Here is a 14,005-nt window from a genome sequence, read left to right as displayed (position 1 = left end):
CTTTCCCGGCACGCTGAATGTTCGTGTCGATGTCATCGACATCTCGGAGCACCAGCGCCCGCTCGGGGTCGTCATGACGGATTTCATTCCGGCCCTGTCGGGCACCCACTTGGGGAGATCGCACCTCTGGCCGCAACGAGGGCCCGGAGAGGGTTGCCGGCGAGGACCGCCCGCCCTGCTTTGCCGGCCCGCAGCAAGCTGCTTACGGAAGGCTGTTGTCCGCCGGGCTTGATTCGGACTTTGGCCGTCGACCCGTCGGCCGGACAAAAAAAAGATTCAGCTTTATGGGCTGAATCCCTTGATCTTGATCGATTGGCACTGGCGGATTGGTGGAGCGGAGGAGGATCGAACTCCCGACCTCTGCATTGCGAACGCAGCGCTCTCCCAGCTGAGCTACCGCCCCACACGTACCGCGTCCGCTATTTTAGCAGGCTTCGCCGGAATTTTTACAGGGCCGCGCGCGCTTTCGGCCGAGCCTGCTGTCGCGGACGCCCGCGCCAACTTGCGCGCAACTGCCCAAAAAACGACCGTCGGCGGCGGCAAAAACCGGACCACGGCCCGGTGGCTGCTACGCCAACGGGGCGCCGCACGGCGGGGGGCTTCCCCTCGGAGCAAAAGCCTGTTACAAGGCGCGCAAATTTGGTCCTTTTCGTGACGGAGACTGGCAGCACATGGCTGGAAGACCCGGGAAGAAGCAGCAGCAACCCGCAAAACCCGCTTTTGACGAATTCGGCGAAGAAACCGAAGGCTTCGAGGAAGACGTGCCCGCCGTGGACGCGAAGGGCAACCCCCTCCCCGGCAACCGCTCGCGCGACTGGCGGGATGTCGAGCGCTACCGCGAAGTACGTGAACTGAAGAAACTGATCGGCGAAGACTTCGACCACCTCTTCGACAGCGACAGTCCGGGCCGCCGCAACAAGAAGTAAGGGCCCGCTGAAAAGGCTTCGCACCCGCGGCGAAGCCTCGGGTCCGCCCCCCCCCCCCCCCCTCCAAGGCCCTCATGAATCCGGACGCCTTGTCCGGTAATCGCCGCCGGGCGTATCTCCGGGTGCCGCCCGCACCTCCACGCCACCCTCGTCCGCAACCCCTCCCCGTTGCAGACGGCGCCGGGTATCCGCATGGCGCGCTTCGACACCGTTCGCCCAGGCTTCGCCATGCATGGGCTGCCGAGCTGCGCCACGGCCCCGCCGTGATCGCAAAGCAGCCTCCCGAAAGTCGCGGCGACGCTTGAAAGCAATTCCTTAAGCCCTATCTACAAGGCATTCCGTAGTATTGATATCAAACAGCCCGGCCCCGGACGGCCGGTTCTTGAACAGGACGTTCCACAAACGAGGTGCGCAGCATGCGCATGGACAAGCTGACCAGCCGTTTCCAACAGGCCCTGGCCGAGGCGCAGAGCCTTGCCGTGGGCCGCGACAACCCGCAAATGGAGCCCGCGCATGTAATGCAGGCCCTGCTCGACCAGGACGGCGGCTCCACCGCGCCGCTGCTGGAACAGGGCGGCGTCAACATCAACGTGCTGCGCAGCAAGGTCGATACCCTGCTCGACGGCCTGCCCAAGCTGAAGGACGCCACCGGCGAGGTCCAGGTGGGCCAGGACCTGTCGCGCCTGCTCAACCTCACCGACAAGCTGGCCCAGCAGCGCAAGGACCAGTTCATCTCCACCGAGTTGTTCGTGCTCGCCGCCCTTGAAGACAAGGGCACGCTGGGCAAGGCCCTGCGCGACGCCGGCGGCCGCAAGGAGCTGCTGGAGAAGGCCATCGAAGCCATGCGCGGCGGCCAGAAGGTCGATTCCGCCGGCGCCGAGGAACAACGCCAGGCGCTGGAACGCTACACCATCGACCTGACCGAACGCGCCCGCTCCGGCAAGATCGACCCGGTGATCGGCCGCGACGAGGAAATCCGCCGCATCATCCAGGTGCTGTCGCGCCGCACCAAGAACAACCCGGCCCTGATCGGCGAACCCGGCGTGGGCAAGACCGCCATCGTCGAGGGCCTGGCCCAGCGCATCATCAACGGCGAAGTGCCGGAAGGCCTGAAGAACAAGCGCCTGCTTTCGCTGGACCTCGGCGCCCTCATCGCCGGCGCCAAGTTCCGCGGCGAGTTCGAGGAGCGCCTGAAGGCCGTGCTCACCGACCTGTCCAAGACGGCCGGCGCGGTGATCCTGTTCATCGACGAAATCCACACCCTGGTCGGCGCCGGCAAGGCCGAAGGCGCCATGGACGCCGGCAACATGCTCAAGCCCGCCCTGGCGCGCGGCGAGCTGCGCTGCATCGGCGCCACCACCCTGGACGAATACCGCAAGTACATCGAGAAGGACGCCGCACTGGAGCGCCGCTTCCAGAAAGTGCTGGTGGGCGAGCCGAGCGTGGAAGACACCATCGCCATCCTGCGCGGCCTGAAGGAGCGTTACGAGGTGCACCACGGCGTGGACATCACCGACGGCGCCATCATCGCCGCGGCCAAGCTGTCGCACCGCTACATCACCGACCGCAACCTGCCGGACAAGGCCATCGACCTGGTCGATGAGGCCGCCTCGCGCATCCGCATCGAGATCGACTCCAAGCCGGAGGCGCTGGACCGCCTCGACCGCCGCCTGATCCAGCTCAAGATCGAACGCGAAGCCCTGAAGAAGGAAAGCGACGAGGGCGCCAAGCGCTCGCTCGCCGCCCTGGAAGAGGAAATCGCCAAGCTCGAACGCGAATGCTCCGACCTCGAGGAGAAGTGGAAGGCGGAGAAGAGCAGCGTTGCCGGCAGCGCTGGCGTCAAGGAAGAACTGGACCGCGTGCGCACCGAACTGGAAGCGGCGCGGCGCGCCGGCGACCTGTCGCGCATGGCCGAATTGCAGTACGGCAAGATTCCCGAACTGGAGAAAAAGCTCGCCGCGGCTTCAGAAACCGCCCAGCAGAAATTCGAGCTGCTGCGCACCAGCGTGGGCGAGGAAGAGATCGCCGACATCGTCTCGCGCTGGACCGGCATCCCGGTGAGCAAGCTGATGGAAGGCGAGCGCGAAAAGCTGCTGCGCATGGAGGAAGTGCTCGGCACCCGCGTGGTCGGGCAGAAGGAAGCCCTGGCCGCCGTCTCCAACGCCATCCGCCGCTCCCGCGCCGGCCTGGCCGATCCCAACCGGCCGATCGGCTCGTTCCTGTTCCTCGGCCCCACCGGCGTCGGCAAGACCGAGCTGTGCAAGGCCCTGGCCTCGTACCTGTTCGACACCGAGGAGTCGATGGTGCGCATCGACATGAGCGAGTTCATGGAGCGCCACGCGGTGGCGCGCCTGATCGGCGCCCCTCCCGGCTATGTCGGCTACGACGAAGGCGGCTACCTCACCGAGGCCGTGCGCCGCCGTCCCTACTCCGTGATCCTGTTCGACGAAGTCGAGAAGGCCCACCCGGAAGTGTTCAACGTGCTGCTCCAGGTGCTGGACGACGGCCGCCTCACCGACGGCCAGGGCCGCACCGTGGACTTCCGCAACACCGTGGTGGTGATGACCTCCAACCTCGGCTCGCAGCTGATCCAGGACCTGATGGGCCAGGCCTCCGCCGGCAAGGAAAACGACTACGCCGCCATCAAGGAAGCGGTGATGGAAGTGGTGCGTCAGCACTTCCGCCCGGAATTCATCAACCGCATCGACGAGTCGGTGGTGTTCCATCCGCTGGGTGCCGCGCAGATCCGCGCCATCACCGAGATCCAGACCGTCGGCCTGCGCAAGCGCCTGGCCGAACGCAGCATCGGCCTGGAGATCAGCGATGCCGCACTGAGCAAGCTGGCGGAAGCGGGCTACGATCCGGTCTACGGCGCACGCCCGCTGAAGCGCGCGATCCAGACCCTGGTGGAAAATCCATTGGCCCGCGACCTGCTCGACGGCAAGTTCGCCGCCGGCGACACGGTGAAGATCCACGTCAAGGACGGCGTCGTCGCCTTCGACCGCGCGGCTTAAGCAGTCGCCGGGCTCGCCGCCATCTCGGCGAGCCCGGCTTCCCGCGTTACCAATCCGGCATACCCGATCTCCCGCCGTGCCTTGGCATCGTTCACCGTCACCTGCTCACCGGTGAGGATGACCGCGGTACGCGACACCGGCGGCCGCCCCTTGAGCGGGAACGTCCGCCAGGCGAACTCGCACACCGCGGCCAGCGCATAGATCAGCCCGCGCGGCACGCCGCGCGAGCCCGGCTCCACGCCCTGCGTCCGCGCCATGGCGGTGATAAAGGTGCGGAACTCGACCGGCGCGCCATCGGTCAGGAAATAGATTTCGCCCGGCTTGCCGCGTTCGGCCGCCAGCAGTGCGCCCTCGCAGACGTTGCGCACATGGCAGGTGGAGGTGAGGAAGCGGCCGCCGCCGATCCAGGCGAACTGCCCCTTGCGCATCACTTCCAGGATCTTCGGCAGCAGCGCGGTGTCGCCCCGGCCCCAGATGAAGCGCGGGCGCACCACCACCACTTCGAGACCGTTGCCATTGGCCGCCAACGCCACCGCCTCGGCCTGCGCCTTGCTCGAAGGATAGAGCCCGATCGGCCGCGCCGCGCGCGGGCGCGTCTCATCGGCATCATGGATCGGCGTGCCGTCCGCCAGCACCGCTTCGGTACTGACGTGCACCAGGCGCCGCACCCCCGCGGTGCGCGCCGCTTCGATCACCTGCGCCGTGCCCGCAACATTGATGCGGTGGAATTCGGCGGGATCCCCCCAGTCCTCCACCTTGGCCGCGCAGTGGAACACCACCTCGGCACCTGCCATGCCCGCAGTCATCGCCGCCACGTCGGCCAGATCGCCGGCCTGCGGCTCGGCGCCCAACCCGCGCACGGTCCGCATGGCGCCCGGTGTACGGGCCAAGGCCACCACCGTATCTCCGCGGCCTTTCAGCATGGCGATCAGATTGCGGCCTACAAAGCCGGAACCGCCAGTGACGAAAACCTTCATGGTCGTTGCCCTCGCAGATATGCCATCGGGTCTTTCAAAAGCCATGCGGCGCGGGCCGCCGTCAAAACCGGCAAAACCCGCCATCCGAAACAGGGGGTAGCGTCATCCCGGACAGTACCCCATAAAGCAGACTGTATTTGCCATTCACCCTGCGGAAAAGCCGCCAGGAGCCTCATGCGACAGCATTACGAATACCGCGTCTGCCAGGTCCAGCAATCGCGTGTGACCTATGTCAACGGCACCTGGCAGGGCAAGCTGCCGCCGGGCGGCGACAAGGTCGAAGCGGCGCTCGCCAGCTGCATGCAAACCTGGGATTACCTGCATGGCGCCGGCGAGGACGGCTGGGAACTGGTCGGGGCGCTCGCGCAAGGTTCCACCAGCACCACCGTCCACCAGGTGCTCTACCTCAAGCGCAACAAGGCCTGATCAACGGGCCGATCAGCGCCGCGAGCGGAAGAACTCGCGCAGCACCGCTCCACATTCGTCTTCCAGCACCCCGCCGCTCCACGCCACCACGTGATTCAACCGCGGCCGCGCGATGACGTCGTAGACCGAATCCACCGCCCCCGCCTTGGGATCGCGCGCGCCGAACACCAGGCGTGACACACGGGCGTGCACGATGGCGCCCGCGCACATCACGCAAGGCTCCAGGGTCACATATAGCGTGGTGCCGGGGACCCTGTAATTGCCCAGTGCCGCAGCGGCAGCGCGCATGGCGATCATTTCGGCATGGGCACTGGGATCATGCAGGGCAATCGGCTTGTTCCAGCCCTCACCGAGGACGGCACCGTCCTTCACCAGCACCGCTCCCACCGGAACCTCACCCTCGATCGCCGCGCGTCGAGCAAGGCCGAGGGCATGGCGCATCCATTCCAGATCCGCCGCGCCCAATTCCCCCTCCCCTTGCGACCGCAGGGAGTCCCCGTGGTACGGGAGGGGGCTAGGGGGAGGGGTCAGCTGTTGCAAAATACTTTCCAACACACCCTCGATCTCACCCAACACCTGATTATTCCAGAACCGCACAACCCTGAATCCCTGCGAACGCAACCACGCATCCCTTTCCTGATCATGCTCAGCCTCAAGTTCCAGATGCTGCCCCCCATCGACCTCAACAATCAACCTGGCCTCGAGACACAAAAAGTCCGCGAAGTAAGGCCCAATCGGAACCTGCCGGCGAAATTTCCACCCCTGCAACTGCCCACGACCGAGCCGCCGCCATAGCTCACGCTCGGCCTCGGTCATGTCGGCTCGCAACTGGCGCGAGCGGCGAATCTGAATGGGATGTTCTGCCACAGCCAACCCCTCCCCTGGCCCCTCCCGTCCCACGGGGACTCCCTGCGGTCGCAAGGGGAGGGGAAAACCCCAGCCAACTTGGCAGCCAGCGAAGGATCGATAGGGGCAGTTTAAGGCACGCCGCCACGCGATATCCAAACATCGTCATCCATCGCGGGCTTGAATTTGCGATGTTGTTCAACTTCGCTTGAAGTAGCGCATCCCGCTTCCAGCCAACATCGACCTCCCCAGACTCCCCCTCCCCTTGCGACCGCAGGGAGTCCCCGTGGGACGGGAGGGGGCCGGGGGGAGGGGTCAGCTGTTGCATGTGCTCTCCAGTACACCCTCGATCTCACCCAATACCTGATTGTTCCGGAACCGCACAATCCTGAAGCCCTGCGAACGCAGCTAGGCCTCGGTCATGTCGGCCCGCAACTGGCGCGAGCAGCGAATCTGAATGGGATGTTCCACCACAACCAACCCCTCCCCTGGCCCCTCCCGTCCCACGGGGACTCCCTGCGGTCGCAAGGGGAGGGAAAAACCCTAGCCAACTTGGCAGCCAGCGAAGGATCGGTAGGCGCAGTTCAAGGCACGCCGCCGCCCGATATCCAAACATCGTCACCCATCGCGGGCCTGAATTTGCGATGTTGTTCAACGCCACTTGAAGCCATGAACAACATGTCCGAAGGCCTTGTTGCAACATCCGATTTTCACGATTCGCAAGGTTCGGAAGCACCAAAAGGCCCGCTGCGCACAGCCCGAAAACCTAATTCGTTCGGATGAGGTTCATGCCCGGAAACGGGCATAGCTTCCCTGCCCTATCAGGGAAGTGATCCAGGACGAACGGCCAGCAGTCGACTCGGTACTCAGCAGTTTCAATACCAAAGCCGCGCCCGTTTTCTCCGGCGTTCCGCAACGACATTCGCTGTAGTTGCGAGTTGGAAGTAGGGCTTGTTGTCAATCGGCAACCTATTCACTGACTGGGAGATGACCAATGGCAAGATCGACGCAGGAAAGCGGCAAGACTCCTTCGCATTCCCCGGAAACCACTGAAGCGACAGGCTTGTCGCGGCGCAAATTTCTCGGCGGTGCCGGCAAGGCAGCCGCCGCCGGCGCCCTGGTGGGATGGCTACCGGCATTCCGTATCGGCGCGGCCGAAGCGGCGTGCTCCACGCCGACGGGTTTTCCATCCGGCATCACGCTATACCAGCAGGCCTACATCAACTGGGCGCGCGACATCGCGGTAGACCCGATGTGGACCTGCGCGCCAGCCACGCCGGCCGATGTGGTCACCGTCTGCAACTGGGCCAGGGCCCAGGGCTACAAGGTCCGTCCCGTGGGCGCGATGCACAACTGGTCGCCGCTGACCGTAGCCCCTGGCGCGACCTGCCCCAACATCATCCTGGTCGACACCAAGCAGCACCTCACCGCCGTGTCGGTCAACACCTCGGGCACTCCCAAGACCGTCACCGCGCAGACCGGCATCCTGATGGAAGCCCTGCTGACCACGCTCGAAGCCTCCACCCTCGGCGTCAACGCCTGCCCCGCTCCCGGCGATCTCACCCTGGGCGGCGCGCTCGCCATCGACGGCCACGGCACCGCCATTCCGAAGACCGGCGAAACCCTGGTCTCCGGCAACACCTACGGCTCGCTCAGCAACCTGATCCGTTCGTTGACCGCGGTGGTATGGGATACCGCCAGCAGCCAGTACGTGCTGCGCACCTTCCAGCGCACCGACGCCGGCTGCGCCGCCCTGCTGACCCACGTCGGCCGCGCCTTCATCACCGAGGTGACGCTGCAGGTCGGCACCAACCAGCGGCTGCGCTGCCAGAGCTGGTTCGACAAGACCGCCGCCGAGCTGTTCGCGCCGGCGGGCTCCTCCGGCAACACCTTCACCAGCTACCTGAACAGCGCCGGCCGCGTCGAAACCATCTGGTTCCCGTTCACGCCGAAGCCCTGGCTCAAGGTCTGGAGCATCGCGCCCAGCAAGCCCTGGACCTCGAGCCAGGTGAACCAGCCGTACAACTACTCCTTCAGCGACGGCATCGACCAGTCCATCGTCGACGCGCAAGCGCAGGCGGTGCTCAACGATCCCACCACCACGCCCAACTTCGGCCTGACCCAGTACAACGTCGTCGCCGCCGGCCTGGTCCTGACCAGTACCTGGGACATCTGGGGCTGGTCGAAAAACACCCTGCTCTACATCAAGCCGACCACGCTGCGCGTCACCGCCAACGGCTACGCGGTGATCACCAGCCGCGCCAACATCCAGCGCGCCATCAACGAGTTCTACGTCATGTACTCTGCCAAGCTCAGCGCCTACCAGGCCCTGGGCCAGTACCCGATGAACGGCCCGGTGGAAATCCGCGTCACCGGCCTCGACCGCCCAAGCGACGTGGTCGGCATCAGCGGCGCCCCCTCGCCGCAACTCTCCGCCCTGCGCCCGCGCCCCGATCATCCCGAATGGGACGTCGCCGTGTGGTTCGACATCCTCACCATCCCCGGCACGCTCTACGCGAACCAGTTCTACAGCGAAGTCGAACAGTGGATGTATTCCAACTACGCCAGCTACGGCTCGGTACGGGTGGAATGGTCCAAGGGCTGGGGCTACACCACCTCCGCCGCCTGGTCGGACCCGACCGCGCTGGGCACCACCATCCCCAACAGCCTGCGCACCGGCCAGGCCGTCGGCGACAACTGGGATACCGCCAAGGCAACGCTGGACCTGTTCGATCCGGCAAGACTGTTCAGCTCGCCGCTGCTGGATACCTTGCTGCCTTGAAGAAGATTTGAGGAAATCAGGAATCGTCACCCCGGCGAAAGCCGGGGTCCAGTCCTTTACCTGCCCTGGACCCCGGCTCTCACTGGAATGACGCTTTTGATCAAAAGCCTTGTCAGGAAAATCGAGCCGCGTAAACCTCGGGCTTGAATCCCACCAGCGGCGCACCCGTGCCGGTCTCCAACACCGGCCGCTTGATCATCGAGGGCTGCGCCAACATCAACTTGATCGCCTTGGCCTCGTTCAGCCCTTCACGATCCGCTTCGGGCAGCTTGCGGAAGGTGGTGCCGGCACGGTTCAGCACCGTCTCCCAACCCACCGCCTTGATCCATGCTTCGAGATGAGTGCGATCAATAGCCGCAGCCTTGTAGTCGTGGAAGGCGTAATTCACACCGTGCTCTTCGAGCCAAGCACGGGCCTTTTTCATGGTGTCGCACGCCTTGATGCCATAAATCGTCACGCTGCCGGACATATACCCCACTCCATTGCATACCTAGGGTGTGAAGGATAGGTCAACCGCGCGATCCAAAAAAGTGCCACGCCGTCGATACCATCCAGGACATTGTGCTTTGGTCGATCATGGTATGCACCGGCAAATTGCGTAACTCGTCCATCTGACGATGCATTAGCACTTCTACTTCTGTGATCGAGTCCCAGAGCAACGTATCGTCAATTGCCCCATCGTCCCGCTCCGCGATCCGGCAGAGCGGCAGCCCGGCTGGCGCTTCAACCACCGACCGACCTCCACATTCGCGGCGACGAAATCTTCACCGGAATACCCTTTGACGAGCCTGAACGACGTGATTTCGATTTGGACCCGCTCAGTATCGGAATGCAGCTTCGTTCTGTAATTGCGATGATCAGGGCACGCCGACATGCATTTCATCCGCCTTGAACCATCCGTTCGCGAGCAAATTCGCTTTAACGTGATCAGGTTGGTCCGCATAGGCTACGAGCGCAAGCGAGCGCTCCGCACGACTGCAAGTCACATAGAAGAGGCGACGCGTGGAAGCAGTTGTGGTGTCCTCTGAGCCAGTGCCAAAGAGCTTGTCATACTTGAAAAGAAAACCGCGGGCCTCGCGATCATCCATGATGACCATCACCCTCGGGAACTCCAAGCCCTTTACGCCCTGATGAGTATCGAAACGTGCTTTGCGACCGACATATTTTGCGTATGCGCGAATCTGCCCAAAAGGTACCCCAAGAAACGCGGCCACACCCTTTTCCCTATCCGCACGCTCCTCTTGTTCGTCTTCTTCATCGATGTCGGCGCCAGTGGCAGCGCCCGCCAAGGCGACCTTGATTACGTCCGGAAGAACGAATAGGCCTGTCGCGGCTATACACTGAACCACTTCGCCAAATGTGGTATTTGGCTTGTTGTCGATAAGATTGACAAGAACATCGACTGCGACTTGTGCCTTCCCGAGTTGCTCGACCTCATCTTCTGCGTCTTTCAGCGCACTCGCGCTAACAAGCGGCGACACCGCGCGAACAACTCTGGCAATAGAAAATTTATCCCCTTTGGCGTCACATAGAGGAAGAACAAGATTCGAAAAGAAGCTCAATAAAGGCAGGGACCCGTCGAGCAGGCCAGTTCGGAATTGCGCGACGGAGGAGAGTGCGCCGAAAAGATCGTCGAAGCCCATTCGAAGCGCAGCCATCCGATGCTCAAGGATCAAGATCTTCACGGCCCCATCATCCAACCACCCATCATCGGCGGTAAGCTTGGCCATGTGAGCGCAGACCGCTTGTTCGGCTACAGCTTTATCTGTTCTCGCAGATGGAAAAAGAAATATCCGGACGTGACCTTCCGGTGCGGTGCTGCGAGGAATTTGGACCTGCTTATCGGCACCCTCTCGAACCTTATTTATCAGTTCGACCACCCTTCGCGGGCATCGGAAGTTAAGTTTCTTCGTGGGCGTTGCCCAATCTGAAGGAATGTTCTCGCCAAGGCCTGGCTGTCCATCCCCATAGATGCGTTGCATCATGTCCCCAAATAATCCGACGACAACCTCTCCCTTATGAGCTGCTTGAAAAGCGAAAAGCGCCTCGACAATGTGCCGATTAGTATCCTGACTCTCGTCAACCAAAATGTATGGATACCCGTCGCACAAGATTTGACGCAGCGTCGGCCTAGTACGCACAAACTCCCCGGCAAGTTTCAACACCTCGGCGTGATTGAGAGAATCGCGACTACGGTTATCGCTGTCAGGGCTGTAGACAAACTTCTTGATGGTATCGAGGCGCGCAAGCCTCCGCTGTTTCGAAGCTATATCTGCCAACCGCTCTGCAGAGGCTTTCGTCCCCTTTCGCCCACTCGCCTCCTTCACCTCCAACTCAGCGATCCCAGCCCGAAGCTCTACGCGCAGCCATTCTCGAATATCGTGGTTGAATCCATCAACCAACGTCCACGCGAAACTGTGGATCGTTGATACAGCAATGACTGGATCAAACTGCGTCCTGCGTATGATCTCATCTCGAGCAGCCTTCGTATAAGTGATGACGGCGACCCGCTTGCCGTGCATCCGCAACTTCTTCCCCATCGAGTCGCGCAAGTGGTCGAGGGCTGCTACAAGAGAGCGCGTCTTACCCGATCCAGCGCCAGCAAATAGAAAAAAGCTCTTAGGCGATTGAGGATTCAAGCACTGCCTGATTTCCTCATCCACATGGAGATCAAGGTCATCCGTTTTCAACGGAGTAACCGTACTCATGTCGCACCTGTCTTGGGCGCCAGGTCAGCCTCCTTGCGCTCGAGCTGTTTTATCAACCACAACAAGCCATGCTCGATATATACAGGTACCTGCAGCTTCTCGACATCCTTGCTGTAAAGCAGCTCAAGAGCGAATTCAGCTTTGTCGCCTTTACTGATCTCGCCCCTCGCCAGCTTCGTGAGTTCAGCCGCGGAAATCGCCTGATCGACAATTTCTTGGAACCTGCCTGCCAGCCCCGTCGCCACGCGTCCCTTAAAGAATGCGATGTTCCGATAGAGCAATGCATCTTCGAACGTATTCGCGAGCACTTCTTCCTCTACGGCCCCGACCTTAATTTTTGTACTTGTCTGATAGGCTGCACGAACAGCGTAACCATTTGGATGGACCAGCGCTTTTGCGTCCTCTGAAAGCTTGATTAACTCATCGACCGAAGTCTTATTCGGCGTCCATGTTCGCAGGGTCTCATTACGAGCCTCTTGGCCCTCACCAAGAGAGGGGCTTTCACTCTTTTGGGTAATAGGGTCCTTCGCGTCGAGGTCGGTGATAATTAGCGTAGTCAGACCGAGAGCCTCAACGAGCGCCTTGAATCGGTGCGCATGGCTTCCGCCAATTTCCAGCCAAGTGATATAGCAGCTGCGGAGGTATTCGAAGGCATCGAGTTCCTCCACAAAGTGCGGTACCAGGATGCGTTCGGCGTTACCTTCGATAAAAATCGCAGCGTCCGCAAAGAACAGATCGCAATGCGTCGCCTTTAGATACCGCGTAACGAATTTTTCTGTCTGATCAGATTTCCCGAACACATTTGAAAGATTGACCACACATGCCGTGGGCGTTTTGCGCTTTTCACTCGACGGAAGCCGACGGAAATAGCGCAATGCGGAAAAGTCGCAGGCGTGTGCGACATGACTAGAGTGCGTGCTGACTACAAGCTGCGTGCGGAACGCAGTCGACTCACCCAGTGCCGGATCGTTGCGGAGCACATCGTACGCATGTTTGATAAAAACTTGCTGGACTTGAGCGTGGAGGTACGCCTCAGGCTCTTCCACGAGCATCAGGTGAAGCGGCGGCGGAGGTTTTATCTCGATGCTAGCGACACTAGCTTTCCCGACCCGCATCCACGCATCGCGGCAGCTCATCAGGCCAAAAACTATGGAAACGAGATTTTGGTAGCCTAGACCATTCGAATCCTCGGGCAGCCGATGGATACTTCCATCCGTAGCGCCGGGAATCTCATACTGGACTGCTGAAGCGTGGTTCAACCCGTCCTGTAACTGGAGCTTTGTAGCTATCTTCAACTTGGGGTCCGATATACCAGGATAGCCAAGCTTCTGAAGTTCCTTAAGGGCCTTGCCAAACGATTCTGAGAGGCGCTCGTCGAAGACCTTCCTCGCCTTATCCAAAGCCTCAATGGCCTTGATGTCAGAGAGTTCTGGCGTGTCCTGCCAGTCAAGATGGTTGTCATAGTAGGAACGCAACTGCGTAGAGAGGCGCCGGCCACTACGAGATTCCACACCACTATCTTCGCGTTGAACGCGAAGCGTGGCTGGGGAACCGAAGCCACGTTGCGCACTAATCTCGTCAATCTGGATCAAGCCGTCCAACGGGTTGCCGTCCACCGGCTCAAGTCCGGCGGGGAGTTCCTGCATCGCTGCTATGCCATTTGAAGGTTCGACGACCTTAGCCGGGTCTAGTAGATAGGCTTTGACCTTAAAGAACGACCTGACGCGTCGATCAAGAAAGTCAATCAGGGTCAGCGGCCAGAGTTCTAACTGCGGCGGCTCGCCTTTGCCCTCAGCCGCCTTGATGGCGCCTGCGGTGGTTTCGGCAGCCTTCACTCTGGCTGCCAAATATTCCTTCTGAAACTTGCTCCAATCATCAGGCTCATAGCGTAGGCGTACCCCTAGCGAGCCGGATTTCCAATCTAAAGTTGGAAGAAGCTTCTGCACATAATGCATCTCCCCCTTCCCTACCTCCAACCACACGTCGAGTTGGGGCAAAAGATTAGATAGATTAGGGATTGGAATTTCTTTGTTGGCTTTCAGCGCTGCTTCCCAAGCATCGCCTTCCGCATTCAGCGCTTGCCAGTGTGCAAGGCTGAAATCGTTGATCGAAAAGCCTCTTGAATCGACGAAAAACCGACTAAGCGCAGTCATAGCGGACGTCTTTCCGCTATTGTTTGCACCAACAAATACAGTTTTCTCGTGCGCGAACGCGATGCGTGTAGCGACAAGCTTCCTAAAGTTACCAATTTCGACTTGTGAGATGCGCATTTTGTCCCCTCCCCGGCAGCACCTTAGTGCTTACTTGGAGGTCAATCAAGCAATGC

Annotated in this window: 10 protein-coding genes, 1 tRNA gene and 1 pseudogene; 4 read left to right on the top strand and 8 right to left on the bottom strand. The window is 61.3% G+C overall.

The features are described from left to right. Positions 1-327: 327 nt before the first annotated feature. Positions 328-403, bottom strand: a tRNA-Ala gene (locus BP26_RS0101970). A gap of 268 nt (positions 404-671) precedes the next feature. Between BP26_RS0101970 and BP26_RS0101965 the strand changes: the two genes are divergently transcribed. Together BP26_RS0101965 and clpB are read left to right on the top strand one after the other, a co-directional pair. Beyond that, entirely contained in the window at positions 672-926 is a 255-nt protein-coding gene (locus BP26_RS0101965) for a hypothetical protein (RefSeq protein WP_029918901.1), read from the top strand. 416 nt (positions 927-1,342) lie between these two features. Further along, positions 1,343-3,940: an ATP-dependent chaperone ClpB gene (gene clpB / locus BP26_RS0101960; RefSeq protein WP_029918900.1), complete on the top strand. Its 2,598-nt coding sequence runs from the start codon at positions 1,343-1,345 to the stop codon at positions 3,938-3,940. Here the strand turns inward: clpB and BP26_RS0101955 are convergent. Next, positions 3,937-4,917: an NAD-dependent epimerase/dehydratase family protein gene (locus BP26_RS0101955; RefSeq protein WP_029918899.1), complete on the bottom strand. Its 981-nt coding sequence runs from the start codon at positions 4,915-4,917 to the stop codon at positions 3,937-3,939. The two genes, clpB and BP26_RS0101955, sit on opposite strands and share 4 nt — an antisense overlap. 174 nt (positions 4,918-5,091) lie before the next feature. Between BP26_RS0101955 and BP26_RS0101950 the strand changes: the two genes are divergently transcribed. Continuing rightward, positions 5,092-5,343 carry a hypothetical protein gene (locus BP26_RS0101950; protein WP_029918898.1) on the top strand — a complete coding sequence of 84 codons (252 nt, stop codon included), beginning with the start codon at positions 5,092-5,094 and terminating at the stop codon, positions 5,341-5,343. 12 nt (positions 5,344-5,355) lie between these two features. Here the strand turns inward: BP26_RS0101950 and tadA are convergent, their stop codons facing one another. The 3 genes and pseudogenes from tadA to BP26_RS30995 form a co-directional block, all read right to left on the bottom strand. Then, positions 5,356-5,784 carry a tRNA adenosine(34) deaminase TadA gene (gene tadA, locus BP26_RS31005; protein ID WP_051748093.1) on the bottom strand — a complete coding sequence of 143 codons (429 nt, stop codon included), beginning with the start codon at positions 5,782-5,784 and terminating at the stop codon, positions 5,356-5,358. A gap of 99 nt (positions 5,785-5,883) precedes the next feature. Further along, positions 5,884-6,210, bottom strand: a pseudogene (locus BP26_RS31000) (endonuclease domain-containing protein); the annotation flags it as partial. 294 nt (positions 6,211-6,504) lie between these two features. Continuing rightward, positions 6,505-6,597, bottom strand: a complete 93-nt coding sequence (locus tag BP26_RS30995) for a DUF559 domain-containing protein (RefSeq protein WP_084182710.1) — start codon at positions 6,595-6,597, stop codon at positions 6,505-6,507. A gap of 586 nt (positions 6,598-7,183) precedes the next feature. Here BP26_RS30995 and BP26_RS0101940 point away from each other — a divergent pair. Next, positions 7,184-8,971 carry a cholesterol oxidase substrate-binding domain-containing protein gene (locus tag BP26_RS0101940; RefSeq protein WP_051748055.1) on the top strand — a complete coding sequence of 596 codons (1,788 nt, stop codon included), beginning with the start codon at positions 7,184-7,186 and terminating at the stop codon, positions 8,969-8,971. A 112-nt stretch (positions 8,972-9,083) separates the two neighbouring features. Here BP26_RS0101940 and BP26_RS0101935 read toward each other — a convergent pair whose 3' ends face one another. The 3 genes from BP26_RS0101935 to BP26_RS0101920 form a co-directional block, all read right to left on the bottom strand. Further along, positions 9,084-9,440 (bottom strand): ArsC family reductase, encoded by a 357-nt coding sequence (locus BP26_RS0101935; protein WP_029918895.1) that lies wholly within the window; start codon positions 9,438-9,440, stop codon positions 9,084-9,086. Positions 9,441-9,828: 388 nt separating this feature from the next. Beyond that, the gene (locus BP26_RS0101925) at positions 9,829-11,679 is read right to left on the bottom strand and encodes a UvrD-helicase domain-containing protein (protein WP_029918894.1); all 1,851 of its coding nucleotides are present in this window, start codon (positions 11,677-11,679) and stop codon (positions 9,829-9,831) included. Further along, on the bottom strand, positions 11,676-13,949 hold the full coding sequence (locus BP26_RS0101920) for an AAA family ATPase (RefSeq protein ID WP_036515809.1): 2,274 nt from the start codon (positions 13,947-13,949) through the stop codon (positions 11,676-11,678). Before BP26_RS0101920 ends, BP26_RS0101925 begins: the two co-directional genes overlap by 4 nt. Positions 13,950-14,005 lie beyond the last annotated feature (56 nt).

The organism is Nevskia soli DSM 19509 (assembly GCF_000711955.1).
In the GTDB taxonomy this organism is placed as follows: domain Bacteria; phylum Pseudomonadota; class Gammaproteobacteria; order Nevskiales; family Nevskiaceae; genus Nevskia; species Nevskia soli.
The sequence above is the reverse complement of the archived record's forward strand: the minus strand, read 5'-3'. Positions and strand labels throughout refer to the sequence as shown.

Coding starts and splice junctions, on each gene's coding strand:
- clpB (WP_029918900.1), top strand. CDS start 1,343: ATGCGCATGGACAAGCTGACCAGCCGTTTCCAACAGGCCCTGGCCGAG.
- BP26_RS0101965 (WP_029918901.1), top strand. CDS start 672: ATGGCTGGAAGACCCGGGAAGAAGCAGCAGCAACCCGCAAAACCCGCT.
- BP26_RS0101940 (WP_051748055.1), top strand. CDS start 7,184: ATGGCAAGATCGACGCAGGAAAGCGGCAAGACTCCTTCGCATTCCCCG.
- BP26_RS0101920 (WP_036515809.1), bottom strand. CDS start 13,949: ATGCGCATCTCACAAGTCGAAATTGGTAACTTTAGGAAGCTTGTCGCT.
- BP26_RS0101950 (WP_029918898.1), top strand. CDS start 5,092: ATGCGACAGCATTACGAATACCGCGTCTGCCAGGTCCAGCAATCGCGT.
- BP26_RS0101935 (WP_029918895.1), bottom strand. CDS start 9,440: ATGTCCGGCAGCGTGACGATTTATGGCATCAAGGCGTGCGACACCATG.
- tadA (WP_051748093.1), bottom strand. CDS start 5,784: ATGCGCCATGCCCTCGGCCTTGCTCGACGCGCGGCGATCGAGGGTGAG.
- BP26_RS0101955 (WP_029918899.1), bottom strand. CDS start 4,917: ATGAAGGTTTTCGTCACTGGCGGTTCCGGCTTTGTAGGCCGCAATCTG.
- BP26_RS0101925 (WP_029918894.1), bottom strand. CDS start 11,679: ATGAGTACGGTTACTCCGTTGAAAACGGATGACCTTGATCTCCATGTG.